Genomic DNA, 26,933 nt, shown 5'->3' with positions numbered 1-26,933 from the left:
AGAGTAGTGATGTCCAAAGTCAAATATCAGGCCAAGGCACAACGCACCTTGACTGTCAAAAACACCTCATTCCAATACTACAGCCTTAATGAAGGGCCCCTGGCGGAAATTGCCGAGGTGGCCGCATTACCCAAGAGTTGCAAGGTGCTGTTGGAAAACATTCTGCGGCATCTGGATACCGACCATTGTGATATCGACGATCTGCAGGCGCTGGCCAAGGGCCGTGGCCGCGGCAGCCAGCAGGAGATCGCTTACCATCCGGCGCGGGTATTAATGCAGGACTTTACCGGCGTCCCGGCGATAGTAGACCTGGCCGCCATGCGGGCGGCGCTGGTGGCCAAAGGGCGCGATCCGCAAAAGATCAATCCTCTGTCCAAGGTGGATCTGGTGATTGACCACTCGGTCAGCATCGACAAGTTTGCCAATCCGGATGCCTATCGGGACAATGTGGCGATTGAGATGCAGCGCAACTTCGAGCGTTATCAATTTCTCAAGTGGGGCCAGGGCGCCTTCGATAACTTCTCCGTGGTGCCACCGGGCACCGGCATTTGCCATCAGGTAAACCTCGAGTATCTGGCCAAAGGTGTCTGGCAAGGACTTGACGAAGAAGGAGCCACTTGGGTCTATCCAGATACACTGGTGGGTACAGACAGCCATACCACTATGATCAACGCCTTGGGGGTACTTGGCTGGGGTGTCGGTGGTATCGAAGCCGAAGCGGCCATGTTGGGGCAACCCATCTCAATGCAGATCCCGGATGTGGTGGGGTTCGAGCTCAAGGGGCAGCTCAGTGAAGGCATTACAGCCACCGACCTGGTGCTCAGAGTCGTGGAGATGCTGCGCCGCCAGGGGGTAGTGGGTAAATTTGTCGAATTCTATGGTGATGGCTTGGATCAGCTGCCGCTGGCCGACCGAGCCACCATCGCCAATATGGCACCTGAATATGGTGCAACCTGTGGCTTCTTCCCGGTGGATGCGCAGACATTGGAGTATCTGCGCCTCAGTGGCCGAGATGAACAGACGCTTGCCTTGGTGGAGGCTTACACCAAGGCGCAAGGGCTGTGGCGAGAGACTGGCGATAGCGCCCCCGAGTTTGCCGATACCCTGAGTCTGGATCTTGCCAGTGTTGAACCCAGCCTGGCCGGGCCCAAGAGGCCCCAGGACAGAGTCGCCGTCAGTCAGCTCAAGCAGGCGGCCGAAGATGCCATTCGTCTCTCGGGGCGCAGCGAGCTTGAGCAGGCGTTTGTACTCGAAGGCAGCGAGCTTGCCATGCACCATGGCGATCTGGTGATTGCCGCCATTACCAGTTGTACCAATACTTCCAACCCGGCGGTGATGCTGGCTGCCGGGTTGCTGGCACAAAAGGCGGTGGAGCTGGGGTTGGAGCGCAAGCCCTGGGTCAAGACTTCGTTGGCCCCAGGTTCCAAGGTGGTGACCCAGTATCTGCAACAGGCCGGATTGCAAACGGCGCTCGATAGCCTGGGCTTTAACCTGGTGGGTTATGGCTGCACTACTTGTATAGGTAACTCGGGCCCCTTGCCGGAGGCGGTCACCAAGGCGGTCAGCGAACAGAAGATCCATGTGGGTTCAGTGCTTTCCGGTAACCGTAACTTCGAAGGGCGGATCCACCCCTTGGTGGAGTCCAACTGGCTTTGCTCGCCTCCTCTGGTGGTCGCCTATGCGTTGGCGGGAACCAGCCGTATCGATCTCAGTCGCGATCCCATAGGCAAAGGCCGCGATGGTAAAGCGGTTTTCCTTAAAGACATTTGGCCCAGCAATGCCGAGATAGCCTCCTTAATGGGCAAGGTGAGTCGCAGCATGTTCCAGCAGCAGTACGCCGATGTGTTTCATGGCGATGATGCCTGGCGCGCCATCGACTCGGGCTCGGGCAAAACCTATGCCTTCGATCCCGCCTCCACTTATATTCAGTTACCGCCCTTCTTCGAAGCCGAATACGGCGGTAATACGGATGACATTAAGGGGGCCGCGATTCTGGCGCTACTGGGGGACTCTGTCACCACAGACCATATCTCCCCGGCCGGGGTGATCCCCAAAAACAGTCCGGCAGCCGATTACCTGCGCGGTCATGGTGTAGCCGACAAGGACTTCAACTCCTACGGTTCACGCCGCGGGAATCACGAGGTGATGATGCGCGGTACCTTCGGTAATATCCGTATCCGCAATGAGATGGTGCCCGGCCATGAAGGTGGTGTTACCCGAATGCAGGGCGAATCCGAGGTGCGCTTTATCTATGACGCTGCCATGGCCTATCGCGCCAGAAAGCAGGCAAGTGTGGTTATTGCCGGTAAAGAATATGGTACAGGTTCCAGCCGTGACTGGGCCGCCAAGGGGACGCTGTTGCTCGGGGTCAAGGCGGTCATAGTGGAGAGCTTTGAGCGTATTCACCGCTCCAACTTGGTGGGTATGGGCGTGCTGCCATTGCAGTTCCTGCCCGGGGAAACCCGTCAGACTCTGGGCCTGACCGGTGATGAGACAGTGGATATTCTCGGCTTGGATGGCGAGCTTAAGCCAAACCAGAAGCTGCAGGCGCAGATCCATTACGCCAATGGTGAGTCCAAAACCATAACGCTGCTCAGCCGCCTGGATACCGGCATGGAGGTTGCTTACTACCGTGCCGGTGGTGTGCTGACCTATGTGCTGGAGCGTTTGGCCACCGAATAGCTCAGCTGGTTCAGTCAAAAACCGCCTTCTGGGGGGGCGGTTTTTGCTATTCCACAACAGCAGAGCAAACATGGGATTTGTTTGCACCTTCCCTAGGAGCCGGGGACGGGGTTTGTTAGAGTAGGTGCAGTTTTTGGCGGCGACTGTTGCGGGAAAGTATGAAAGCTCCTGCCCGATAGCCAACCGCCGAGTCAAAGTAATGAGCCAGGCACTGAGCCAAAGCTCTGAATTAGAGCTCTGAGTTAAAGCCTTTAGGCCAAGGCTGTAAAACCAAAGCTGCAAAACCAAAGTCGTTAAACCAAAGCCGTTAAAGTGAACCGAGTCATAGATGAATCCATGCCCCTTGTGTGCCAACACCCAACCTAAACAGACAGTTCCCGCCAGGGTTGCCAGACGTTATTTTCTCTGCCCAGAGTGTCGGCTCATCTTTCTCGACCCTGTGCATTTGCTGCCCTTGAATGAGGAACAGCAGTTTTACGATACCCACGAGAACAGCATTGACGATCCCGGCTATGTGGGCTTTTTGCAGCGCTTGTTGACGCCGGCGATGACCTTTCTGCGCCCGGGCATGCAGGGACTGGACTTTGGCTGTGGCCCTGGGCCGACACTGTCGAAACTCCTGGCCCGGGAAGGGATAGCGTGTGACGATTTCGACCCGCTGTTTTTCCCCAATCCATTGCAGGCACAGTATGACTTTATTCTCTCCAGCGAGTGTTTCGAGCACTTGCACTGGCCTGCCGCCGAGATAAGCGCGCTGCTGGCACATCTGGTTCCGGGGGGCTATTTAGGCATAATGACAGACCGCTGGCAGAGTGAAGCCCAGTTTTATGACTGGCACTATACCCGGGATCCTACCCATTGCAGTTTCTTCCATCGCGCAACATTGGACTGGCTCTGTGAGATGTTTGCTTTGAGCTTATGTTTTGTCGATGAGCGGCGGATTGCCATTTTTCAGAAAAATTGAGGCATCAAAGTGAAGGGCTGGGAAGGGCAGGCAAGCCCCAATCCCTTTGGGGCTGTACCTTGAAACCGGGGCGCCTCCAGGAAGCAGCGACCCGGTTTTTTCGCTATCAGTTGGCAGCGCCAGTGCTGAAGTTATTTTCCACCAGCGGCTGCTTGTTATCGGCCTGAGGCACATGGCACTGGGTACAGAAATAGTTCTGTCCATTGAGGGTGCCCTTGTCGTCGATAACATGGGACTTGGCCACAGGCGTTGCCTTCATGCGCTTGGCCTTGCTCCAGTCATGGCAGTTCATGCAGCTGTTTTTCTTCAGGCTGATGGGGTAGTCGGCCTTGTGAGGAATGAGGGGCGGCTGCTCGGCGTAGTTGCGCTCTATGGCATTGCCACGCATTGGATAGGAAGGCATGGCATCGGCCGGGCGTACAGAGCTAATCTCTGCATCGCCACCGCCAAGAGAACTGACGTTAACCGGCTGAGCCGTTTCTGCCTGCTGTCCTGAGCAGGCGCTGAGTGCCAGCAGCATCGCGGCTGCGCTGAGTGTTTTTTTCATTGCTTGTTCTCCGCCTTGGTGGCAATTCGGTTGCAATCTATTTTGTTGGATTTGTCTTTGGCTTCACCCTTGGGCGAGAGCCGGGTTAATGGCGTATCAAACTCAAAGACCTTCTTGGCACAGACATCGATACAGCGGCCGCAGAGGGTGCAATCGGTACTGGTTATCGTTGGGTTGCTTCCCTTGAGGGCGGGTTTGAGCACCTGTCGTTCGGGACACACGGTAAAACAGTCCATACAGTTGTTGCAGTCGTTGGCTCTTACCGCCTCGATATTGACCAGTCGCAGCTTGCCCAGCAGGCTGTAGAGGGCGCCACTGGGGCACAGGTGGCTGCACCAGGCGCGCTCGCTGACGAACAGATCCAGCAGCAGCATCGCCAGTAGCAGCCACAGGCCACTGAAGCCACCGAACAACAAGGCCCGGTAGGCCACGGGAACTGGGTTGAGCCACTCCCAGGCCAACAGGCCGGTCAGTGGGGGCAAGAGCAACACCAATACCAGCAGATAGTAGCGCAGCGACCTTGGCAGCTCGGGTAATCTGGGCAGGCCCAACTTGCGTCTGAGCCAGGCGGCCGTATCGGTCACCATGTTGACCGGGCAGACCCAGCTGCAGAACACTCGTCCACCCAGCAGACCATAACCCAGGGCGACAATGGCGGCGCCGAGCAGCAGGCTCAGTTCCGGCAGATGGCCACTGGCCAGGGTCTGCAGCGTCACCAGCGGATCGGCCAGCGGCACTGTGTCCAGTAACAGACTGGCCGACAGGTTGCCTTTCAGCAGCCAGAGGCCAAACAGTGGCCCTATGGCAAACAGCAGCAAAACGCTCAGTTGTGACAGGCGTCTGAGCAGCAGGAACCTGTGTGCCTTCCACCAACCCAGGGTGGCGATGGCATCGGCGGCAAAGGCGTCTGAGCTTTGGTTTTTTCTTCGACTCATATTGCGCCTCCGTTACCCAGTCCAGGCAGCCCTTGATTGAGCATCTCCAGGGTGGTCTTTTCCGTGTCTATGTAAGTGTCGTGCTCGGCGGTCTTGCCGCTGGCGAGTTTCTGCGGCAGCACCTTGATCGCCGCTTCTTCCAAAACGCAGGCATGTTCACACTTGCCGCAACCGGTGCAGATATCGGCATGCACGGTAGGAATAAACATGGCGTGGTGGCCACTGCGCTCATTGCGGGCACGCTCAAGGGTGATGGCCTCATCGATGAGCGGGCAGACGCGGTAGCAGACATCACATCTCAGGCCTTTGAAGTTAAGGCAGTTTTTCTCATCTATTAGTACGGCTGTGCCCATTCTGGCATCCTCGATTTTCTCGAGGCCGGTATCCAGTGCCCCACTGGGACAGGCGCGAGTACAGGGAATGTCCTCGCACATCTCGCAGGGGATACTGCGGGCGCTGAAGAAAGGCGTGCCTGTGGCAGCCCCTTCAAACCAACGCGCCAGTTTCAGGGTGTCATAGGGACAGGCCTCGACACAGAGACCACAGCGAACACAGGCCGAGAGAAAGGCGTCCTCGGCGAGGGCGCCCGGGGGACGTATCGCCTGGGGCGCCAGCGACTGGGACTTGGCCAACGCTGAAATCCCCAGCCCGGCCAACCCCATCACACAGCCGGCTTTGGCCGTGGTCGCCAGAAACTGGCGACGATTGATGTTATTGACACCATTGCGTTTGTCACCCATTACTGCTGCCTCACGCCTTCATCACTTTGACCGGACACTTCTTGTAGTCTGTCTCTTTGGACAGAGGGTCGGTGGCGTCCAGTACCAGCTTGTTGACCAATTGACGGGCATCGAAGAAGGGCATGAACACCACACCTTTGGGCGGCTTGTTACGGCCCTTGGTTTCAACCCGGGTCTTCACTTCGCCGCGAGGCGAGGCGACGATGACTTCATCACCACGCTTGAGGCCACGGCTCTTGGCGTCATCAGGATGCATGAAGATCTGTGCATCCGGATAGGCGCGGTACAACTCGGGCACCCTGGCGGTCATTGAACCTGTGTGCCAGTGCTCCAGCACCCGACCTGTGCTCATCCACAGATCATATTCACTGTTGGGTTCTTCGGCGGCCGGTTCGTAGGGCAGGGCGAAGATCACCGCCTTGCCATCCGGCTTGCCGTAGAACTGATAGCCTGAACCCGGTTTAACATAAGGGTCAGAACCTTCAACGAAGCGGCGCAGGGTTTCCTTGCCATCCACTACCGGCCAGCGCAGACCACGGGTTTCGTGGTAGCGGTCGAACTGGGCCAGATCGTGACCATGGCCGCGACCGAAGGCGGCGTATTCTTCGAAGATCCCCTTCTGCACATAGAAGCCGAAGTGTTCAGATTCATCGTTGAGTTCGGCCTGACAGTCGCTGGCGGGGAACTTGTTGATCACGCCGTTGGCGAACAGCACTTCATAGAGGTTCTTGCCGGCGTATTCAGGTTTCTTGGCAATCAGTTCGGCGGGCCAGACTTCCTCTACCTTGAAGCGCTTGGCGAACTCCATCAGCTGCCACAGATCCGACTTGGCGCCTTCAGGGGCTTTCACCTGCTGGTGCCACATATGGGTGCGGCGCTCGGCGTTACCATAGGCACCTTCTTTCTCGACCCACATGGCGGTAGGCAGGATCAGGTCGGCCGCCATGGCGGTGACTGTTGGGTAGGGATCTGACACCACGATAAAGTTTTCCGGGTTACGGAAACCGGGATAGATTTCATCGTTGATGTTGGGGCCGGCCTGCATATTGTTGGTACACATGGTCCAGTAGCAGTTGAGCTTGCCGTCTTTCAGCATCCGGCTCTGCAACACGGCGTGGAAACCGGGCTTGGGCGGAATAGTGCCTTCAGGCAGCTGCCAGGCCTTTTCTGTGATGGCGCGGTGTTTGTCGTTGTTGACCACCATATCGGCGGGCAGACGGTGGGCAAAGGTGCCGACTTCACGGGCGGTACCACAGGCTGAGGGTTGGCCTGTGAGAGAGAAGGGGCTGTTACCCGGAGTGGCAATCTTGCCGGTCAACAGGTGCAGGTTATAGAGCATGTTGTTGGCCCAAACCCCACGCACGTGTTGGTTGATACCCATGGTCCACAGGCTCATTACCTTGACCTTGGGATCGGCATAGGCCTTGGCCAGCTCCAGCAGGCGCTCTTTTTCCACGCCGCTCATCTCGCTGGCGTATTCCAGAGTGTAGCGGCTGACAAACTTGGCGTACTCATCGAAGCTGATATCGCTGAACTTGCCGTTACCCGGGTTCTTGGCTTTTTTCTCCAGCGGATGATCCGGACGCAGGCCATAACCTATGTCATCCACACCCAGAGCAAACTTGGTGTGCTTGTTGACGAAGTCCTTGTTGACCGCGCCGTTTTGGATAATGTAGTTGGCGATATAGTTGAGGATAACCAGGTCGGACTGAGGCTTGAACACTATCGGGTTGTCGGCCAAATCGAACGAGCGGTTCTCGAAGGTAGACAGTACATGCACCTTGCCGTCGGGGTGGCTCAGACGGCGATCCGACAGGCGGGCCCAGAGGATGGGGTGCATCTCGGCCATGTTGGCGCCCCAGAGCACAAAGTGATCGGCGGCTTCCAGGTCGTCATAACAGCCCATGGGTTCATCGATACCAAAGGTACGCATAAAGCCGACCACGGCCGAGGCCATACAGTGGCGGGCATTGGGGTCGATATTGTTGGTACGGAAACCTGCCTTGTGCAGCTTGGAGGCGGCGTAGCCTTCCCAGATGGTCCACTGGCCTGAGCCGAACATGCCCACAGAAGTCGGGCCCTTGGTGTTGAGCGAGTGCTTCCACTTTTCTGCCATCACATCGAAGGCCTTGTCCCAGCTCACCGGGGTGAACTCACCCTCTTTGGCATACTGGCCGTCTTTCATCCGCAGCAGTGGAGTGGTCAGACGGTCTTTTCCGTACATGATTTTCGACAGGAAGTAGCCCTTGATGCAGTTCAGGCCCTTATTGACCGGGCTCTCAGGATCGCCCTTGGTGGCGACGACCTTGCCCTCTTTTGTGCCTACCAGCACAGAGCAGCCGACACCGCAGAATCGGCAAGGGGCCTTGTCCCATTTGATATTGTCTTTCTGCTCAGCGGCTTCGACGACTTTCACTGGCAGAGTGACTCCAACGGCCGTGGCGGCGGCAACGGCGGCGTTGGCTTTAAGAAACTCGCGGCGGCTTATGCTCATGGTGTTTCCTCACTCTTTATTTCTTTTGTTTGACTGACAGGCTCAGAATCGACCTGATGATAGATAAGACTGCTGGACAGTATCCCGGGCAGACGGTTGATTGCTTCGACGTTATCCAGGATCTCGCCCTGGCTTTCGCCTTCGAGGGTGACTACCAATTTGCCTTCTGGGCTGCTGGCGTGGACTTCGGCGCCTTCAAGGGCCTGGATGGCAGTGGTCACCGCCTCCAGGGTTCCCGGAGCGGCATGCACCACCAGACTGGTGACATGGTATTCCATCTCTGTTTGTTGCTTCATTGAGGCTCACCTCGACAGGTAAGGGCGACAGGCACGGCATGGGCCGAGTCACCGGAACTGAATCAAAGTCTAGACCTCATTAAAAATGTGGGTATACCTCTTGAGAGGTAATGAAAGCGATTGGCGATCCGGATCAACATTTTCAATGTGATCTGAATCCAAGTTTGAAATTTAAACAGATTAGCCGCTTGACTCTTGCAATATTAATGCAACGCCATTTTGAGAATAGTTCTTGTTTACTACCTAAAGAGGGTTATGCAAACGGACGGATGCCATTGCCGATAAGCGATTTTTCAAACTGTCTTTCAGGAGGTTATCTGCCCTAGATGCTTAGCGGCTCGGTTATCGAACACTCATACATCGACAACCTAGCCCGATAGCTGGGTTATTCAATAGCCGGTCAGCTCCATATAACCCATGCCGGTTTGTGTGCCCTTGATGGTGATTGGCCCCTCCCAGTAGGGGATAGACAGGTTCATGGCGGCATTGGGATTGAGGGCTTCCAGAGTCAGTGACAGAGACTCTCCCGGCAGCTCCAGTTGCCAGGCTACAGGGTAACGACCGCTGGCCGTTTGTTGCCAGTCCTTGACGCTGAGGCTGATATCATCGAGCGCCAGCAGGTGGCCACTGCCGTCGGGATACATGCGCTTGCCGCTGAAAAAGGCTTTATTTTCCTGCTCTCTGAGCTGAAACAGCATCAGGGCCGAGCCGTCATCGAGCCGCAAGGCGAACCAGTCCCAGCCCTGTTGGCCGCGACTGAGAAATTCTGAGCTCCACTCCCTATCGAGCCAGGCATTGCCGGATACCTGCAGCCATTGGTCTTTGTGGCGCACTCTGCCTTCGACCCGAATAAAGGGCTGGCTGTAGTAGTAAGAGGCCACGGTGCCGGCGGCATTTTTACGGCTGAAACCCTTGTCTCCCTGAGGCTGCAGCTCGGCTTGGCTATCGAGTTGCAGCTCGAAGGCAAAGTCCTCTTCGCTGACCTGTAAACTGGCGGGAAACAGCCCGCTATTGGGGCCACTTGCCGCCCGGCTTTGCCAGCGCCAGTTATCGAGCCAGACCCTGAGCGGCAAGCCCACGGCTCCGGCTTGAGCTCCCTGGGGATGGGCTGCTTTGCCTTGGGGCGCGGCAAGTGCGCCCCTGGCCCAGCGCTCGGCGCTTTGGTGACTGTTTTGAAAACTGAGTGCGCTGTGAGCCATATAAAGCTGATTCGTCGCCCAGGGAGAGCTGGATTCAGGTTCATCCGGGGAAAGGGCAATACGAAACTGAGTCCATTGCAGTCCGAGGGGCTCACCGCTTTGCGTGGTCAGATTGGCGGTCAGATACCACCACTCCTGGCGAAACTTGGGGTGGGATAAGTGATCTTCCGGAAATTGCAGCGCCGCACCTGGCTCGACTTTCGCATAGCCTTCGCTCGCTGTACCCATCACCCGGCTCATGGCCCGTGAGTCTTGCTGCTGAGCCTGGTCTTGATGAGCCTTATCGCAGCCATTCAGCGCAGCGCCGCCCAGCAGTAGTCCCGCTAACAAGGGCGCGGCGACAGGCCATCGCATTGTAATCAATCGCATTAGAGCACCTCCTGTTGCAGACTGGAGACCAAAGAGCGGCGGCTCTGCCAATAGAGGGGAACTATCACCGCCAGGATGCAGCACAGCAGCGACAAAAGCACCACCCGGCCATAGGCCAGCCAGTCCCACTGCATGGCTATGGTCCAGCCGAAGGCCTGCAGCGTCACCTTATGAATAAGCAGGTAACCGAGAATCGCCCCCATGGGCAGGGCCAACAGACAGGTGAGCAGCACTACCAGCAGCATCTGCAATAGCAACATAGACAAAAGCCGGCCACGGGTAAGCCCGAGCGAGCGTAACATGGCGAGGCTCGCCTGGCGGGACTGGGTCAGCATCAGCACGGCACTGAAAAGCCCCACGGCGGCCACCAGTAAGGTCAAGGTGTTGAGCACCAGGGTAATGCTGAAGGTCTTGTTAAAGACTCGAATCGCCTCATCGCGAATTTTTTGCTGGCTGTAGACCTGTACCGGACTGAGTCCAAGCTCTTGAATGAGGGCGCGCTCTAGGGCGGCAATGCTTGTGAGTCCTGCCCCCTTGGCGCTTTCTGCACTTGTTGCTATGCCACTCACCGCCAGGCTAACGGCTTCAGTTGGCAGCTTAAGCTGTTGCCAGAGGGATTGCGCCAGCAGGACCTCACCCTTGGGATTGCCATAGTCGTAATAGATGGCGCTGATGGGCAGGGTCAGTGGTGTCTTGCAGTCCTTATCCGGGCAGAGGCTGAGCTGGTCGCCCGGCGCCAGCCCCAGGGTCAGCGCCAAGGGCTCGCTGATAGCCAGAGCCTGGCCTTGGATCACAGTCAGCAGCGCTTGCTGTTGCTGGTTTTGGGCTCCTTGCACCTGTTCCTGGGAAGCAACTTGTTCTTTGGAGGCAACTTGGGCCGAGGTCTTCAGCGCCGTGGTGTGGGCGATAGAGTCGGCGTCCCGGCTGATAAGGTTTATCTCCAGCGCATTGCCGCTTCCCTTGGCATAGAAGGGCGCCTGCCATTGGTAGAAGTGAGCCAGTCCGGGGGCTTGCTGCTCAAGAAAATGCTCCAGATTCGCCATATTGCCGGCGCCCGGGCGGATATAAAGCTCGGCATGCAGGCGGGTGTCGAGCCAACTTCTGAGGGTCTTGTCAAAGCTGCCTACCAGGGTATTCATAGCGATATTGGCACACAGGGCCAGTAGCAACGCCATCATGGCCAGCGCCAGCGGTGCCACCAGCTCTCGGGTATCGGCGATGGCGTACTTGCTGAGCCCGGACGGAAACAGCCGCGCCAATAGCCCGAGTAAAGACTGCAACAGTTGCGGTAACAGCAGCGGGATAGCCAGGGTCAAGAGCCCCATCAAGCCCAGGCTGTGTTGGTGGGTTTGGCTCAAGGGGTAAAGCAGCGCCGTCAGGGCAAGCAGCGCAACCCCGATGAGAAACAGGCGTTTGTGCATGCTTCTGTGTCTGTGGGCATGCCATTGGCTCTGGGTATTTTGTGCCAGGCTCTGATGACACAGCTCAAGATACAGGGGCACGCAGGCCAGCAGTGCGGCGATAAGTGTCAGACCGGCGCCTTCGGCCAACCATTGCCAGCGCCAATTCCCCGGCAGCAGAGTCGCACCATAGAGTTGCTCCAAGGTCAGCGCCACCATGGGCTGCAGCCACTGGCTGAGCTGCAGCGCCAGAATAAAGCCGCTGGCCGAGCCGATGAACACCAGCAACAACAACTCCAGCAGCAGTGCCAGCATCAGGGCGCGCCGTCCCAGGCCCTGCTTGAGCAACAAGAGCAACAAACGGCGGCGTTTCATCAGGCTGTAGCGTACGCCGTTGTAGGCGATAAACAGCCCCACCACGAAGGCCAACATCCCCATGGCGTTGAGGTTCAAATGAAAGCTGCGGGTGAGCGCGGTCAGGGCGGCGCCCTTGTCCTGCTCGCTGATATTCAGCTTATCCAGCGGCAGTCCGCTTTGCTTGAGTCGCTCTTTGAGCCTTTGCGACTCGCCAAAGAGGGCGATATAGCTGAGGGTGTCCTCGCGCTTTAATAGTTGCTGGGCCAGCGAGATATCCAGATAGAGGCGGTTACCGAGCTGCTCTGAGTCGGCGAGCGCCAGCACTTCGAGCGTGCGCCCACCGAGGGACAGGGTTGGCGGCGCCTTGAGTCCCTGATGCAGGCTGTCACTCATGACAATGATGGGCTCTCCGGCGAGCAGTCTATTCAAGGGCAGATGGTTGCGGCCATTGCCCCTTTGCTCGAAGGTGCCGAGGGCGGCAATGATATCGCTGCCTTCCACTTGCCACTGGCGGCCCTGAGCGTCGTCAAGGACGCCGCTGATCACCGGCAGTGCTTGGATGCCGCTTTGGCGCAGCTGAAAATAGAGCGCTTCATCGAGGCTGGCCCCGCGGGCCTTGGGGGTGATAAACAAACTGGCTTGTTGTCCCAGGGCTTCGCCCGCCTCACGGTAGCTGTTGATGGCGTTGTCATTGGTGGCCTTGACGCCAATCAGCAGAGTCACCGCCAACACCACTCCCAGCAGTATGGCGCCGGCTTGCAGTGGTGCCTTGCGATAGTGGGCCAGGGTGACTTTCAGGGCCTGCCAGGCCAATTTGATTGTGGTCAGCGCCCCTGTGTCATTCATGAATGCGCCCTTGCTGCAGGTGCCAGCGGCGCTGCATATAGGCGGCGGCCGTTTCGCTGTGGGTGACCATAAGAATGGCACTGCCGGCATCGGCGGCGAGAGAGCACAAAAGCTGCATCACCTCATCACCGGCGGCGGCATCCAGGTTGCCTGTCGGTTCATCGGCCAGCAGCAGTTCAGGCTTATGGGCCAGGGCGCGGGCAATGGCGACTCTCTGCTGCTGACCACCGCTGAGACTTTCGACTTCCCGGTTCAACAGTGGCGTCAGCCCCAGCGCCTGCACCAGGTGATCGCACCAGGTTTGCCAGCCTTCACCGAGCAGCGACAGGGGAAAGAGAATATTGTCGCGAACATTGAGCGGCGTCAGTAGGTTGAATTGCTGGAACACCACCCCCAGATGGCGGCGGCGAAAGGCGCTCCACTGTTTGTCCTGCCAGCGGCTGCTGTCTTGACCTGCCAGCAGAATGCGGCCTTTGTCCGGGTGCTCAAAACCGGCTATCAGATTCAGCAGTGTACTCTTGCCGCTGCCACTGGGGCCGGTCAATGCCACCGTCTCGCCGGGTTTGATCTCCAGGCTGAGATTTTCCAGCACCCTGTGGGGGCGATCGCCGTCCAAAAATCCTTTGCTTACCCCTTCCAGCAACACCTGGCTCTGCATTTGAACTCCTGTGAACCGCAGTAATCTGCTACAGCATAACAAGTTTTTTCAATCGGTGAACTCGACTTTCAGCTGTTGTTATTGCGTAAACCGAACCGGGTTCGGTCGCTCGGGGTGTAGGTCGAGGTCAAATTTTTTGCAGCAAACAGGATTAGGGGGGGCTTTGCCCCTTGAGCCGGAGGCCATTTAGGCGCAAACTGTGTCACCTGCCACGAATAACGTGGCAATCCGTTCGGATGAAGGTAGCAGGAGAGTGGGGAATCGCCCCCACACCGACGAGGCAATTTCCACCGGTTAACCCGGTTGGAGGTACTCTTTCAGGTGCCGGTCAGCATTGACGGCGTGGACTGTTACTGGACGAGCCTCTGGAGAGACCGGGCATGCCCCGGCGCCGAAGGCGAAAGTGCTGGCTTAGGCCAGCGCGAAACGCTCAGGCAAAAGGACAGAGGAGAGGATGATTGCACCGCCTTGCCTCTGGTGATCTTTCGCTTTTGGCCTTTGCTGCCGCGGTTTCGCAGCCATTTCTTTTCCTCCTCCGTTTATTAATTTAGATGTTTAATAACTGAGGAATCTATGGATTTTCATGCACTTCTTACCCAGATAAACGCTATTGTCTGGGGACCTGCCACCTTACTCTTGCTGGTGGGAACCGGTATTTATCTGAGCTTCAGGCTGGGATTCATTCAACTGTTGCGTCTACCGCTGGCGCTGCAATTGCTGTTCAAACCCGCCAATGGCAAGGGGGAGCTCTCCTCTTTTGCCGCCCTCTGTACCGCACTGTCTGCCACCATAGGCACGGGTAATATTGTCGGGGTGGCTACTGCCATCAAACTCGGTGGCCCCGGAGCTCTGTTCTGGATGTGGGTTGCTGCCTTGTTTGGCATGGCCACCAAGTACGCCGAGTGTCTATTGGCGCTTAAGTTTCGCACCACAGATCGCCACGGTAATATTGCCGGTGGCCCCATGTACTACATAGAAAAAGGCCTGGGGCTCGGTTGGTTGGCCAAGCTGTTTGCGGTTTTCGGTGTCGGAGTGGCATTTTTCGGTATAGGGACTTTTGCCCAGGTCAACGCGATTTCCGAAGCCATGACCATTGCCTTTGATGTGCCAGCCTGGATCACGGCTGTGGTACTGACCTCGCTGGTGGCTGCCGTGACCTTAGGGGGAGTTAAACGGATTGCGGCTGTGGCACAAAAGTTGGTGCCCACTATGGCTATAGGCTATGTGGTTGCCTGTCTTTGGGTGCTGCTGAGCGCCAGTGAGGCGATTCCGGATGCGATAGCGCTGGTGTTGCATTCCGCCTTCAATCCAGTGGCGGCTGGCGGTGGCTTTTTGGGGGCCGGTATCGCCCTGGCGATTCAAACCGGGATTGCTCGCGGAGTGTTCTCCAACGAGTCGGGTTTAGGCAGTGCCCCGATAGCGGCGGCAGCCGCCAAGACCAAGGAACCGGTTGAGCAGGGGCTGGTGAGCATGACGGGTACCTTCTTCGATACCATTATTATCTGCACCATGACGGGTTTGGTACTTATTCTTACCGGTGTTTGGAATGGCGATAGCGCCGGGGCCGGTATGACCAGCGCTGCTTTCTCCAGTGCTACCACACCGCTGATTGGCCAGTATTTGGTGACTGTGGCGCTAGTGTGTTTTGCCTTTACCACCATTCTTGGCTGGAACTATTATGGCGATCGCTGCTGGAGCTATCTCACCAAGGGCCGCTGGATCCCGCTCTATCGTTGGGTTTTCCTTGGGCTCATTGCTTCGGGCGCCTTTATCACGCTGGATCTCATCTGGCTGCTCGCAGACATAGTCAACGGCTTGATGGCGATACCCAATCTGATAGCCATCATAGGTCTGCGCCACCTGGTGCTGGCAGAAACCCGCAGTTATTTTCAGCGTCTGCGCGGCTGCAGTGATGAGGTTTTGCCTCAGACCGATGCCTGAGTCTTGAGCGAAGCAATCAAGGCCAGCAACCAGTCTTCAAACCGCCTTATTCTGGCTAATGTGGCAGGCGGTTTAAGGTTATCACTAGTTAGCGGCTGCTATTCGGTAGCTGTTGCTTATATATTGCTGGGCTATCTGGCGGAAAGGGGCTGATAGCTCAGTGTTATGCACCATGTCAGCAAGAGTCTATTTCACGCCGTGAGTTTAGTTTGCTGTTAGTCGGCAGTGTATTATCCGGCGCTCGCCGATGGATGAATTTTATGTAAATTCGCGCCGAGTTACTTGTGTAACATTATGGCTAATGCTTAAATGACAAGGTTAATTTTTGACCTTTAATCAGTTGGTTGACTTCAGTCGCCTGATGTACTTCGGCATTGAATGCCCAAGAGGGGGGTGCCTGACAATAGGACTTTGCTGTTGCAGAGTCGCAAGGAAATCGTCAGAGAGGCAGATTTATGCCGGATACCGCGACACTCAGAACTTTTCGCAGCCGTATTCTGTTGCAGATAGCCATTCCCTTAATCACTATCATGACTGTGATTTCGGGGGTTACCGGCTGGTATAACTATCAGGATGAAGAAAAGGCCTTCTTTACCGATCTGGCTGAAAAGGCCGACTTTGCTGCCAAGCGGCTTGAGTTTGAATTGTCTCTGGCGCAGCGCAATACCCAAACTCTGGCCTACAGCATTGGGCATCTTGAGTCATTCGAGCGTCTGCAGCAAGCTGACAATCTTTATCAACTGCTTAAAGACAGATTGCAGCGCAACCCCAACTTTTACGGCAGCGCCATCGCCTTTCAGCCCGGATTTCTGCCCGGGCAAAAACGCTTCGCGCCCTATGCTTTCCGCCAGGATCTTTCTATTGCGATTATGGACATAGGTCAGGAAGCCTATGATTACACCAGCGGCGAATGGGGATGGTGGACCGAGGCGCTCAAGCATCCTGACGGTTATTGGTCTCCTCCTTATTTCGACGAGGGTGCCGGCAATGCTTTGATGATCACCTTCTCACAGCCTTTCGGCAGTGAAGCGGCACCTTTGGGAGTCATAACCACAGATCTGGCGCTTTCCAGCTTACCGATTCGCTTGGGAATCGATCCCAAAAAGCTGTTGGTGTTGGATAACCAGGGGCGGCTCATTTATCACCCGGACAATAACCTTAGCCGCAATGCCAAATTGGAAGATTGGCTCGCCAATACCGCTGCAGGAAAGGAAGCGGCGCAACATATCTACGCCGCCGACACCCCTGAAGTGGCTCTGAGTGACCTCAATGGCGTGCAGTACCTTGCCAGTGTTGCCAGAGTGGCACCATTGGAATGGCGGGTATTGGTGATTACCCCACAAAAACAGTTGCTGCGTTCTTTCCTGCAGGATTTCAGCTCGTTAACAATCAATCTGTTGTTATTGGCTATATTGCTGCTGGTGACCAGTTACTGGAGTGCCAAGCGTCTCACCCAGCCCCTGGAGCTGTTGGAAACCGGGATAGTGGACTTCAGCAAGGGGTTGATAAAACGCTTGCAAAAGCCTGAAGGCGTGGTGCGGGAAATTGCTACTCTCAGTAATAAATTCAATGAGATGGCTGAAATTCTCGAAGAGAGGGAACAAGCACTGCTCGACTCCCGTGGCAACAGGTTTGCCAAGCTTATCGATGGCATGAGTGATAAGTCCTTTTACTGCTCTATGGATCCTTACGGCGCCATAGTGCAGGCCAGCGACGGTGTGGAGAAGGTATTGGGCATCTCCCCTGAGGTGCTCAGGCGCAAGTATCAGCGGCTGTTTTCCAGCAACAGTATCAATGAAGCCAACTGGCAGTATATGGAACAGGCGCTGGCCGGTGAGTCCGTACCGCCACATCAGGTGGAGTTGGCCGACGCCGAAGGTGGCTTGAGACGTTTGGATCTGTTTATGCAGCCCTTGCTCGATGATGAAGGTAAGCTGATTTCGGTGGAGATGTTGTTCAACGATGTTACCGAGCAGTTTTCCGCCGCGGCCTGGTCCAACGCAGTGCTGGAAGCGGCGCCGGAGGCGATGCTGATTGTCGATGAAAATGGCATGCTGGTGTTCTCCAACAGCCGCTGTCAGGAGCTATTCGGTTATAACGCTGAAGAGATGCTCAAACTCAACATAGATCAATTGTTGCCGGAAGTCGATCGTTTGCAGCATGCGGCCAAGCGTCATACCTTTGTGACTGACGGTAAGGATCGCATGATGGCCAAGGGCAAGGCGCTGCAGGCGCTCAAGTGTGATGGCTCCCAGTTTCCGGTGCAGATAGGTTTGAGCCTGTTACCGGCCGATCAGAAGGGTAAACACCAGGTGGCGGCATCGATTCGGGATCTGACCGAGCAACTGGCAGTAGAGCGTAAAATTCGCGAGAGCGAAAGCCGTTTTCGCGGTCTGGTATCCAACATCCCCGGCGCTGTTTATCGTACCCGGGTCGATGAACATTGGACCATGGAGTATGTCAGCGACAATATCACTGAGATAAGCGGTTATCCGGCCTGGCACTTTATCGACAGCAAGAAGCGCAGTTATGGCTCCCTGGTTATTGATGAAGACAAGCAACTGTGTATTGACACCATAAATTCGGCTCTGGCCGAGCAGCAAGCCTTCGATGTTGAGTATCGTATTCGCCACCGGGATGGCAGCGTGCGTTGGATCCATGAAAAGGGTAAGGCCAGTTACGACGAAGACGGCAATCCACTGTGGTTCGATGGCAGCCTCAACGACATTACCGACAGCAAGCTGGCTCAGGAAAAGATGGAGCAGTCGCGGGAGCAACTGGAAACCATCACAGAGTCTGTGCCCAGTACTGTGTATCAACTATTTTGGCAAAGCCCGCAGCAACGCAGATTCACCTTCCTTTCCAGTGCAGCCATTGCCACTCTGGGCCACCACAAGAATGAGGTAATGGCCGACTTTGATCTGGTGGCCGAGCGGATTGTTGCCGAAGACAGGGGCAGCATTATTCGGCTGCTTTCCGGTGAGGGGGGGCTGCAGTGGATCAAAGAGTTTCGCTACCGTCACCCTTCCGGCGAGGTGCGTTGGCTCGAGGCCGGTGCCAAAGGCAGCAAACAGCAGGATGGCATGCTCTGGAACGGTTATCTGACCGATATCAGCGGCCGTAAAAAGATGGAAACCGAACTGGCCCAGAGTGAGGCACACTTCCGGGCCCTGTTTGATAACGCAGGCATAGGCATAGTCAACCTGGATGATCGCGGCACCATAATGGATTGTAATGGTCAATTCTGCACTGATATGGGCATGAGTGCCGAACAGCTGAAACGTCGCTCGTTTGCCGATCTGATGGTGCCGGAAGACAGAAGCAAAGCCAACGAGTTGTACGAGCGCTTGCAACAGAGTGACGATCACAGTGTCAGCGGCGAGTGGCGCCTGCTCAGTGCTTCTGGCGAGCCGATGTGGATGGCCGTCAACGCTTCTGAAATTGAGGAAGAAGGTGATCGTGAACGCTCAGTGGTTATGAGCATTGCCAACATCACCCGCTTGAAACTCTTGTCCAATGAGCTGATGACGGCCAAGGATGAAGCCGATGCTGCCAACAAGGCCAAGAGTGACTTTCTTGCCAATATGTCCCACGAGATACGCACCCCGATGAATGCCATTATCGGTATGTCACAACTGTGTCTGCAGACCAAGCTGGATAACAAGCAGCGTAACTATGTGGAAAAAATTGAACGGGCTTCGCAATCCCTGCTGGGGATCATCAATGACATTCTCGACTTTTCCAAGATTGAGGCCGGCAAACTGGATATCGAAGTGGTGCCGTTCCAGCTCGACAATATTCTGGAAGATCTCGGGGATATGTTCTCGGAGCGTGCCGCCGAAAAACAATTGGAGCTGTTGTTTGCCGTGGCCCCCAGTGTGCCCAGCTATCTGGAAGGGGATCCGCTACGCCTCAGTCAGGTGTTGATTAACCTGATGAACAACGCCATTAAATTCACCGAGCGCGGTGAAGTGATGCTGTCGATAACTGAGCTAAGCCGCGAGCAGAATGAGGTGCTCCTGAGATTCGCAGTGCGTGACAGTGGCATAGGTCTGACGGCCGAGCAGCAGGCCAGATTATTCAAGTCTTTCAGCCAGGCGGACACTTCAACCACACGTAAATACGGTGGTACCGGGCTTGGGCTGGCGATCTCCAAACAGCTGGTGGAACTGATGGGCGGTGAAATCGGCGTTGAAAGCCAGTTTGGTAACGGCAGTTGTTTCTTCTTTACCGTGCGACTCAAGGTTGCGGAAAACGACAAGCTCAATGTAGAGCAGGAACTGGAAGGTATGCCGATTCTGGTGGTTGATGACAACGGCACCGCCAGAGATATATTGCGTACTACGCTCGAGAGTATGGGCTTTGCCGTCGACTGTGCCCGCAGCGGCATGGAGGCGCTGGAGAAGGTGAAGCGCAAGTCCTACAAGATGGCCCTGATCGATTGGAAGATGCCTGAGCTGGACGGCATGGAAACCGCCCGGCAAATATTGCAGCTAAAGGAGCCGCCACTGATCCTCATGGTATCGGCCCACGCCAACAATGACTTTATCGAACAGTTGGAGCAACTCGGGATCAACGGCTATATCACCAAGCCGGTCAGTGCCTCCAGGCTGCTGGACGGCATTATGTTGGCGCTTGGACGTCAGGGCCATATTCCCGTCAGGCGCAAGGTACTGGATCTTGAATCGCTGCAATTGGCGGCTCTTGCCGGCAAACGAGTGCTGCTGGTGGAAGACAACGAGATGAATCAGGAGGTGGCGACCGAGTTTCTCGAGCAGGTAGGCATAGACCTGTCTATCGCAGAAAACGGCCAGATAGCGCTGGAGAAGTTGGCGCAGCAGCAGTTTGATCTTGTGCTGATGGACTGTCAAATGCCTGTGATGGACGGCTATCAGGCCACAGAAGCGCTGCGTAAGATGCCAGGGCTTGAGCAGTTGCCAGTGGTCGCCATGACGGCCAACGCCATGGCCGGTGACAAGGAGATGTGCCTGATGGCCGGCATGAATGATCACATTGCCAAGCCGATAGAAGTCAGCCTCTTGTATCAGGTGTTGTTGCAGTATCTGGGAGGGGGGCAAGCCCCTGCTGCAGGGAATAATAACACTGGGATGGCCGATGGTGATGCTCCTGATGATCTGGTGAGCTGGCCGGAACAAGAGAGCTTGGATATCGACCGGGGCTTGCAGCTGGTGCAGCATTCAGAACGCCTCTATCGACGCATCCTCGAGCGTTTCCTCGCTAGTCAGGGCAATGTTGGCAAACGGATCCGCAAAGCGCTCAAGGAACAGCAGCAGGAAGAAGCGGTTAGGGCGGCGCATACTTTGAAGGGACTGGCGGGCAATCTTTGCTCTGAGGCTTTGGTGGAAGAGGCTCGGCAATTGGAAGCTAAGTTGGCGGCCGCTGAAGAATGTGAGCAAGAGTTGCAGGCAGTGGAAAAGCGGGTCGCCGTCATTGTCGACGCCATTGCAGATTGGATGGGTGATAAGCCACAAAGCGCTCTTCAGACGCAAGCCGATGCGGCCGAGGAGATGGATGTCGAGACGCTTAAAACCGCTTTGAAGCAACTGCAAAGCAGTCTGGAAGATGCCGATGCCGATGCCGTCGTTCAACTGGAAGCATTGAGCCGCCGGGTGAGTAAACCTTTGTGGCAGCGCTTGAAACCTGTCAGCAGCATGGTCGGCAGCTACCAATTTGATGATGCTGCCGACCTTATTCGCGAATTACAGCAAGAGCTGAACGAGGCGGAATAAGCCTGACTATACTCAACGGGTAATTACGGGCTACGGCGGAACCTGCTGTGCCGAGATGCAAATCGGTGTCTGGAGCAAGAGGGAGATTGGGATGGAAAAAGCCACTGTGTTGGTGGTGGATGATACACCGGAGAATATTGATATTCTGCTCGGGATCCTCGGCGATGACTATAAGCTCAAGGTGGCGATAGATGGCCCAAGAGCGCTGGCGTTGGCGCAGAAGAGCCCTCCGGATCTGATCCTCCTGGATGTGATGATGCCGGGTATGAATGGCTATGAAGTCTGTAAGCGTCTCAAGCAAGAGCCTATGACTTGCCATATTCCGGTGATCTTTGTCACTGCTCTCTCTGAAGTGGCCGATGAGACCCAGGGCTTTGATTTGGGCGCTGTCGACTACATCACCAAGCCTGTCAGTGCCCCGATAGTTAAGGCGCGGGTGCGGAACCACCTGGCCCTCTATGATCAGCAGCGCTTGCTGGAACAACAGGTGCGTGAACGCACTCACGAGCTGGAACAGACCCGTTTCGAGATCATTCGTCGTCTGGGCCGCGCTGCCGAATACAAGGATAACGAAACCGGCTTACACGTTATTCGCATGAGCCACTACGCCAAGCTACTGGCGCAGCAAGCCCAGTTGCCGGAACACTTCTGTGAACTACTCTATAATGCGGCGCCCATGCATGATATCGGCAAGATAGGTACGCCGGACGCCGTGCTGAAAAAGCCGGCCAAGCTGGATGCCGAAGAGTGGAGAATCATGCAACAACACGCCGAAATTGGCGCCGAGATTATTGGTGAACACCCGGATCCTCTGTTGCAGATGTCCCGGAGGATAGCATTGACCCACCACGAAAAGTGGGACGGCTCAGGTTATCCCAAAGGTTTAAAAGGCGAAGATATTCCCATTGAGGGGCGAATCGTCGCCATTGCCGATGTCTTTGATGCCCTGACTTCGATTCGACCTTACAAGAAGGCCTGGAGCATAGAAGATACCATGGCGTTACTGGAGTCTGAGGCAGGGAAACACTTTGACCCTGAACTGGTGGAGCACTTCAAACAGATATTGCCCCAGGTGATTGAAGTGCGTGACACTCATATGGAAACCGAGTCCGACGCCGAATAGCGACAAACTGCTGATAAAAATAAAGGCGCCGACGGCGCCTTTATTGGGTGATTTATTGTTACTCCTGCTCTTCCAGAGAGTAGGGTAGAGGCATTACCGTCAGTTCGCTGTTTTCATCATCGGCGATACGGAATTTGGCACCGACTTCTGTGTCATTGGCCAGTACTGCGGTCAGCAGTAACTCGCCATTTCGTTGTACGGCTTCAATAATGCTGCCACCCTTACGAAAACCTCCTTCCAGCGCCATCTCCAGCGTGGTTTCCGGGGTGACATCGACAGTGGCTTTGCCCTTGAGAATATAGAGGGCTCGCTTGTTGCCGCCGCGATACTTCATTCTGGCCACGGTTTCCTGGCCCATGTAGCAACCCTTGGTGAAGCTGATGCCGTTGATGGCTTGCAGGTTGCACATTTGCGGTACAAATTGGCCCATGTGTGCTGCCGGCAGGTTAGGGTAGGCGGCAAGGATTTCCAGCTCTTGCCAGGCACTGGCATCGACTGGAGGCTGCTGGCAGATGGCATCGGCCTGGGCTTTGGGCAGTACCAGAATAAAGCGCTCGCCGTCCTGCAGCACTGCGCCGCCATCGACAGCGCTGACTTGTTGCTCGGCGTTGAAGCCCGGAAGCTGCTCTGTCAGCCAAGTGCTCGCCTTGGCACCGGCAACACCCAAGAGGCTGTAATCGTCGCTGACATCGACCAGTTCGGCCTTACTGAATACCGCATACTTCTTCAATTGCGGCAAGTCGGCTGCCAGGGTATCTTTTGGCATCATCAATATCAGGGCATCACCCAGAGTAAAGGTTCTGAAGCTTGAAAGCATCTTGCCTTTGGGGTCGCAGTGAGCGCCCCAGCGCCACTGCTCTGTCGTGAGAGAGCTGATATCTGTGGTGACCTGACCGTGGATAAAGCTGCGGCCCTGTTCACCGGTAACGGCAAGCAGACCCAAGTGAGAGAGGCGGGAAATAAGCAGATCCGGAATGCCGGCATCCAGAGGCCAATCGGGCTGAGAAACGCAAATGCTCATAACAAGATCCTGAGATTGAAGGCATTAAGAGATCTGCGATTGTAGCGGATTTGACAGAAATAAACAGGGCGCCAAGGGTAATAAGGCGCCCTGTGAAAATCAGAACAGCAAACGAGTACGGATAGTGCCTTCGATAGACTTGAGTTCTGTTAGTGCTTCTTCTGCCTGAGTGGTATCCACTTCCATTACCACATAACCTATGGTCGGCGTGGTTTGCAGGTACTGGGCTGAAATGTTGATGCCTTTTTCTGAAAACGCCTGGTTAATCTTGATCAGAATACCTGGACGGTTATGGTGAATATGCAGCAGGCGAGAGGCATCTTTATGCTGCGGCAGCGATACTTCCGGGAAGTTGACTGCCGACAGGGTAGAGCCGTTGTCTGAGTATTTGGCCAGCTTGCCGGCAACCTCAATACCTATGTTTTCCTGAGCTTCTTCTGTGCTGCCACCTATGTGAGGGGTCAGCAGCACATTGTCCAGACCGCGCAGCGGGCTTTGGAATTCATCTGTGTTGGACTTGGGCTCAGCCGGAAACACGTCGATGGCAGCACCAGCCAACTGCTGCTCCTTGAGGGCGACGGCCAGGGCGTCGATATCCACCACTGTGCCGCGGGAAGCGTTGATCAATATGCTCCCTTTGCGCATCATCGCCAGTTCGGCCTGGGCAATCATCTCTTTGGTCTGTGGTGTTTCAGGTACATGCAGGCTGACCACATCGGCCTGAGACAGCAGTTGCTCCATGGAGTGAACTTGTTGGGCGTTACCCAGCGGCAGCTTATCTTCGATATCGAAGAAGATCACTTTCATCCCTAAAGTTTCGGCAAGGATCCCAAGCTGGGTGCCGATATGACCATAACCTATAACCCCAAGGGTTTTGCCGCGGGCTTCAAAGCTGCCATTGGCGCTCTTGAGCCAGCCACCACGATGGGCCAGGGCGTTGCGCTGCGGGATCCCGCGCAGCAACATGATGATTTCACCGAGTACCAGTTCGGCCACGCTGCGGGTATTGGAGAAGGGTGCGTTGAATACTGGAATACCCAGTTGCTCGGCAGCCTTGAGATCGACCTGGTTGGTACCGATACAGAAACATCCTATGGCAACCAGCTTTTCAGCTTGTTGCAAGACTTCTTGGGTTAGTTGGGTACGGGAGCGGATTCCGACGAAATGGGCATCTTTGATCGACTGCTGCAGCTCAGTGCCGGAAAGTGATGCCTTATGATACTCGATATTGGTGTAGCCAGCCCTTTCCAGCACATCAACGGCTGATTGGTGGACGCCTTCCAACAACAGGATTTTAATTTTATCCTTGTCCAGCGAGTGTTTCGCCATGATATAGGTACCCTCTTGATTATTAACTAATGTACGTATGCTATGATATTTTCGCTCATGCCCAACCAAAGTAGCACTTTTTTCAGATTAAGTGGAGGGCTAGATGGCTAAAGTATTTTTTCCTAATAGAGAACAATCACTGGCATAAGGAAAGTGGCTTGAAAAACACAATTATCTGGCTGGTCATTTATTTTGCGGTACTTATCTGGTCGGCGATAGCCCCCAAAGATAATTTTACTTGGTGGCTGGAAGCGCTGCCGGGTATGCTGGCGCTGCCGATACTGTTTTTTACCCGTAAGCGTTTCCCGTTGACTCCACTGCTTTATGGCCTGATTTTGGTGCACTGCCTGATCCTCTTTGTCGGTGCCCACTACACCTACGCCGAGGTGCCACTGTTCGATACCTTGGCACAGTGGATGGGTTCTGAGCGCAATAACTACGATAAACTGGGTCACTTGGCGCAAGGGTTTATCCCGGCCATGATTGCTCGGGAGATACTGCTGCGTAATCGGGCAGTGAAGCCGGGTGCCTGGTGTGCCTTTCTAGTCAGTTGTTTTGCCTTGGCCTTATCGGCTTTCTATGAACTGATAGAATGGTGGGTCGCCGTTGCCACCGGAACCGGCGCCGAGGCCTTTCTCGGCACCCAAGGCTACGTTTGGGATACCCAGTCGGATATGCTGATGGCCCTTGTCGGTGCTATCGCTGCCTTGTTCTTCTTATCCTCATTTCATGACCGTCAATTGCGGCATTTAAACGTAGATTGACAGTTGGAACAAAGAGTTTTGAATACACTCTTTACAATCTTCCGTCTGAAAAAGCTGTTAAAGATTGTTAGAATAATACTTTATGGTGATGAAAACCGGACGTTATCTGGTCAGAATCGTCTGATGCTTTTTGTGTAGTCGCACTTAAAGTGATTAAGGAAGCTATCCCTTTAGGGATATAAGCAAGACTTTTCAGGGAGAAGAGTAAAAATGAGTAGTATCAATGAGTTGGTTTTTATAAATCAAATAGCCGCCCCTTGTCATTTGGCCATACTGGCCGAGTCCATCGGTCTTAAGACTCGTATAGTACGCCACCCGGAGCAGTTGGAACCGCAGAAGAGTGATAGTACTTTTTATCTAATCTCTCAGAAGGGGGCAGCGCTGGATAATAAGGGGATCCCTTTATTGGCCAGTCGTTTGGTTTCTCATGTTCCGGTCGCCCTTTATCAAGTCAGCAGAGGGTCACTGGATCAGGAATCAGCGATGTTGCTGGGGATCCGCGGAGTGCTCTACTCAGATCAGCGTATCGATCTTATGCTCACTGGTCTACGCAAGATGGTGGCCGATGAGCTCTGGTACGACAGAACCCTTATCAGTAAGATGTTCCGTAAGTTGGTCAAAACTCTGGACACTGGCAATGAGATGTCGGCCGATACGGTTTCCATGCTGCAGATGTTGACCCGGCGTGAACGTACCATTATTCAGCTGGTTTCCAGTGGTGCCAGGAATAAAGAGATAGCCCAGCGTCTGTGTATCAGTGAGCATACGGTCAAGGCGCATATCTCATCGATTTTCCGCAAGACACAATCTCGTAATCGAGTCGAATTGTTGCGTTGGGCCCAGACCTATCAGAGTCACTTCGATCTCATCAGTTGATTTGTCGCTGGATTCAGCCTGAACTTGGCCCCGAATGGGGCTTGTTTATGTTTTGATGGCTTTTTATGTAAGCCAAGTCAGTGGAAAATTCCTGTCAGAGTGCGGCAATCGCCGCTGCTTTGTGCTTTTTTACGCGTTGGGAATGGCTTTCAGCCAAAGCTATGATAGTTGTTGTGCCTGTGGCGAAAGTCGTGGGGCTTAAGCATTCCAATCTGTTCATAGCTTGCGTTCATAAGCACGCTCGCCACCGGCGAGCATTCGCCCTCAGCCACGTTATTTGCGCCAACGGCTGTCGGCGACACCGAGGAGGGATTGGAGCAATTCTGTGAGAGCTAACTTGTTTGAAGTTACCTATATGCCTGCGGACATACGCCTCATTTTCAGGCACAGGCGGAACTGTGACCTTCCGAGCCAGGGATGGCGAGGCAGAGCTTACAGGGACGTACTCGCAGCGAGTCACAGGATCGCCTGTGCGAAAAGCGCACCGCAGGTGGTTGACTACATCGTGGCTGGAAGCACGGCCAATACTAACTTAGGAACTTTTAGCTGGAAGCTATGATAGCCGCTGTGCCAGCGGCCTAAAGTCGTGGTGTAAATGCCTCCATGCACAACGGCCAGTTCGCCATCCCTGGCTCTCGCTCG

General features: G+C 55.2%; 17 protein-coding genes and 1 riboswitch. Of the genes, 7 read left to right on the top strand and 10 right to left on the bottom strand.

What is annotated here, in order from left to right; genetic code table 11:
- The first annotated feature begins 9 nt into the window (after positions 1-9).
- Together acnA and AYI96_RS03335 are read left to right on the top strand one after the other, a co-directional pair.
- Positions 10-2,682 carry an aconitate hydratase AcnA gene (gene acnA / locus AYI96_RS03340; protein WP_144361004.1) on the top strand — a complete coding sequence of 891 codons (2,673 nt, stop codon included), beginning with the start codon at positions 10-12 and terminating at the stop codon, positions 2,680-2,682.
- A gap of 328 nt (positions 2,683-3,010) precedes the next feature.
- Positions 3,011-3,646 carry a class I SAM-dependent methyltransferase gene (locus tag AYI96_RS03335; RefSeq protein WP_039035016.1) on the top strand — a complete coding sequence of 212 codons (636 nt, stop codon included), beginning with the start codon at positions 3,011-3,013 and terminating at the stop codon, positions 3,644-3,646.
- Positions 3,647-3,752: 106 nt separating this feature from the next.
- On the opposite strand, the gene AYI96_RS03330 is transcribed toward AYI96_RS03335, so the two are convergent.
- The 8 genes from AYI96_RS03330 to AYI96_RS03295 all read right to left on the bottom strand — a co-directional run bounded on the left by AYI96_RS03330 (position 3,753) and on the right by AYI96_RS03295 (position 13,487).
- Complete coding sequence (locus AYI96_RS03330) at positions 3,753-4,193, bottom strand: nitrate reductase cytochrome c-type subunit (RefSeq protein ID WP_025889974.1); 441 nt, start codon at positions 4,191-4,193, stop codon at positions 3,753-3,755.
- Positions 4,190-5,128: a quinol dehydrogenase ferredoxin subunit NapH gene (gene napH / locus AYI96_RS03325; RefSeq protein WP_144361003.1), complete on the bottom strand. Its 939-nt coding sequence runs from the start codon at positions 5,126-5,128 to the stop codon at positions 4,190-4,192. Before napH ends, AYI96_RS03330 begins: the two co-directional genes overlap by 4 nt.
- Positions 5,125-5,868, bottom strand: coding sequence for a ferredoxin-type protein NapG (gene napG, locus AYI96_RS03320; RefSeq protein ID WP_039035014.1), 744 nt, complete (start codon positions 5,866-5,868; stop codon positions 5,125-5,127). Before napG ends, napH begins: the two co-directional genes overlap by 4 nt.
- A 10-nt stretch (positions 5,869-5,878) precedes the next feature.
- On the bottom strand, positions 5,879-8,362 hold the full coding sequence (gene napA / locus AYI96_RS03315; protein ID WP_144361002.1) for a nitrate reductase catalytic subunit NapA: 2,484 nt from the start codon (positions 8,360-8,362) through the stop codon (positions 5,879-5,881).
- Positions 8,359-8,658 carry a chaperone NapD gene (locus AYI96_RS03310; RefSeq protein WP_025889977.1) on the bottom strand — a complete coding sequence of 100 codons (300 nt, stop codon included), beginning with the start codon at positions 8,656-8,658 and terminating at the stop codon, positions 8,359-8,361. The genes napA and AYI96_RS03310 overlap by 4 nt, the downstream gene beginning before the upstream one ends.
- A 389-nt stretch (positions 8,659-9,047) precedes the next feature.
- Positions 9,048-10,226, bottom strand: a complete 1,179-nt coding sequence (locus tag AYI96_RS03305) for a lipocalin-like domain-containing protein (RefSeq protein WP_144361001.1) — start codon at positions 10,224-10,226, stop codon at positions 9,048-9,050.
- Positions 10,226-12,829 (bottom strand): ABC transporter permease, encoded by a 2,604-nt coding sequence (locus AYI96_RS03300; RefSeq protein ID WP_144361000.1) that lies wholly within the window; start codon positions 12,827-12,829, stop codon positions 10,226-10,228. The genes AYI96_RS03305 and AYI96_RS03300 overlap by 1 nt, the downstream gene beginning before the upstream one ends.
- On the bottom strand, positions 12,822-13,487 hold the full coding sequence (locus tag AYI96_RS03295; RefSeq protein WP_039035010.1) for an ABC transporter ATP-binding protein: 666 nt from the start codon (positions 13,485-13,487) through the stop codon (positions 12,822-12,824). Before AYI96_RS03295 ends, AYI96_RS03300 begins: the two co-directional genes overlap by 8 nt.
- 355 nt (positions 13,488-13,842) lie before the next feature.
- Positions 13,843-13,943, top strand: a riboswitch (glycine riboswitch).
- A gap of 117 nt (positions 13,944-14,060) precedes the next feature.
- Here AYI96_RS03295 and AYI96_RS03290 point away from each other — a divergent pair.
- From AYI96_RS03290 to AYI96_RS03280, 3 genes are all read left to right on the top strand, one after another.
- Entirely contained in the window at positions 14,061-15,428 is a 1,368-nt protein-coding gene (locus AYI96_RS03290) for an alanine/glycine:cation symporter family protein (RefSeq protein WP_144360999.1), read from the top strand.
- 455 nt (positions 15,429-15,883) lie between these two features.
- Positions 15,884-21,178 (top strand): PAS domain S-box protein, encoded by a 5,295-nt coding sequence (locus AYI96_RS03285; RefSeq protein ID WP_144360998.1) that lies wholly within the window; start codon positions 15,884-15,886, stop codon positions 21,176-21,178.
- A gap of 91 nt (positions 21,179-21,269) precedes the next feature.
- On the top strand, positions 21,270-22,301 hold the full coding sequence (locus AYI96_RS03280) for a two-component system response regulator (RefSeq protein ID WP_039035007.1): 1,032 nt from the start codon (positions 21,270-21,272) through the stop codon (positions 22,299-22,301).
- Between the two features lie 58 nt (positions 22,302-22,359).
- Here the strand turns inward: AYI96_RS03280 and ygfZ are convergent, their stop codons facing one another.
- Both ygfZ and serA read right to left on the bottom strand, forming a co-directional pair.
- Positions 22,360-23,322, bottom strand: a complete 963-nt coding sequence (gene ygfZ, locus AYI96_RS03275) for a tRNA-modifying protein YgfZ (RefSeq protein ID WP_144360997.1) — start codon at positions 23,320-23,322, stop codon at positions 22,360-22,362.
- Positions 23,323-23,421: 99 nt separating this feature from the next.
- A complete protein-coding gene (gene serA / locus AYI96_RS03270) occupies positions 23,422-24,651 on the bottom strand; it encodes a phosphoglycerate dehydrogenase (RefSeq protein ID WP_039035005.1) in 1,230 nt (409 codons plus the stop codon).
- A 158-nt stretch (positions 24,652-24,809) separates the two neighbouring features.
- On the opposite strand from serA, the gene AYI96_RS03265 reads away from it, so the two are divergent.
- Together AYI96_RS03265 and AYI96_RS03260 are read left to right on the top strand one after the other, a co-directional pair.
- Positions 24,810-25,415, top strand: a complete 606-nt coding sequence (locus tag AYI96_RS03265; RefSeq protein WP_071476570.1) for a DUF2238 domain-containing protein — start codon at positions 24,810-24,812, stop codon at positions 25,413-25,415.
- Positions 25,416-25,625: 210 nt separating this feature from the next.
- Entirely contained in the window at positions 25,626-26,291 is a 666-nt protein-coding gene (locus AYI96_RS03260) for a helix-turn-helix transcriptional regulator (protein WP_039035003.1), read from the top strand.
- The last annotated feature ends 642 nt before the right edge of the window (positions 26,292-26,933 follow it).

This window comes from Shewanella sp. MSW (assembly GCF_007636515.1).
GTDB lineage: Bacteria > Pseudomonadota > Gammaproteobacteria > Enterobacterales > Shewanellaceae > Shewanella > Shewanella indica.
Note: the sequence above shows the minus strand (reverse complement) of the source record. Positions and strands in the feature narration are given on the sequence as shown.

Bases quoted from the DNA above. Each gene is read 5' to 3' on its own strand.
- AYI96_RS03305 (WP_144361001.1), bottom strand. From the start codon at position 10,226: ATGCGATTGATTACAATGCGATGGCCTGTCGCCGCGCCCTTGTTAGCG.
- acnA (WP_144361004.1), top strand. From the start codon at position 10: ATGTCCAAAGTCAAATATCAGGCCAAGGCACAACGCACCTTGACTGTC.
- napH (WP_144361003.1), bottom strand. From the start codon at position 5,128: ATGAGTCGAAGAAAAAACCAAAGCTCAGACGCCTTTGCCGCCGATGCC.
- AYI96_RS03280 (WP_039035007.1), top strand. From the start codon at position 21,270: ATGGAAAAAGCCACTGTGTTGGTGGTGGATGATACACCGGAGAATATT.
- AYI96_RS03295 (WP_039035010.1), bottom strand. From the start codon at position 13,487: ATGCAGAGCCAGGTGTTGCTGGAAGGGGTAAGCAAAGGATTTTTGGAC.
- AYI96_RS03285 (WP_144360998.1), top strand. From the start codon at position 15,884: ATGCCGGATACCGCGACACTCAGAACTTTTCGCAGCCGTATTCTGTTG.
- AYI96_RS03310 (WP_025889977.1), bottom strand. From the start codon at position 8,658: ATGAAGCAACAAACAGAGATGGAATACCATGTCACCAGTCTGGTGGTG.
- napG (WP_039035014.1), bottom strand. From the start codon at position 5,868: ATGGGTGACAAACGCAATGGTGTCAATAACATCAATCGTCGCCAGTTT.
- AYI96_RS03335 (WP_039035016.1), top strand. From the start codon at position 3,011: ATGAATCCATGCCCCTTGTGTGCCAACACCCAACCTAAACAGACAGTT.
- ygfZ (WP_144360997.1), bottom strand. From the start codon at position 23,322: ATGAGCATTTGCGTTTCTCAGCCCGATTGGCCTCTGGATGCCGGCATT.
- AYI96_RS03330 (WP_025889974.1), bottom strand. From the start codon at position 4,193: ATGAAAAAAACACTCAGCGCAGCCGCGATGCTGCTGGCACTCAGCGCC.
- AYI96_RS03300 (WP_144361000.1), bottom strand. From the start codon at position 12,829: ATGAATGACACAGGGGCGCTGACCACAATCAAATTGGCCTGGCAGGCC.
- serA (WP_039035005.1), bottom strand. From the start codon at position 24,651: ATGGCGAAACACTCGCTGGACAAGGATAAAATTAAAATCCTGTTGTTG.
- AYI96_RS03260 (WP_039035003.1), top strand. From the start codon at position 25,626: ATGAGTAGTATCAATGAGTTGGTTTTTATAAATCAAATAGCCGCCCCT.
- napA (WP_144361002.1), bottom strand. From the start codon at position 8,362: ATGAGCATAAGCCGCCGCGAGTTTCTTAAAGCCAACGCCGCCGTTGCC.
- AYI96_RS03290 (WP_144360999.1), top strand. From the start codon at position 14,061: ATGGATTTTCATGCACTTCTTACCCAGATAAACGCTATTGTCTGGGGA.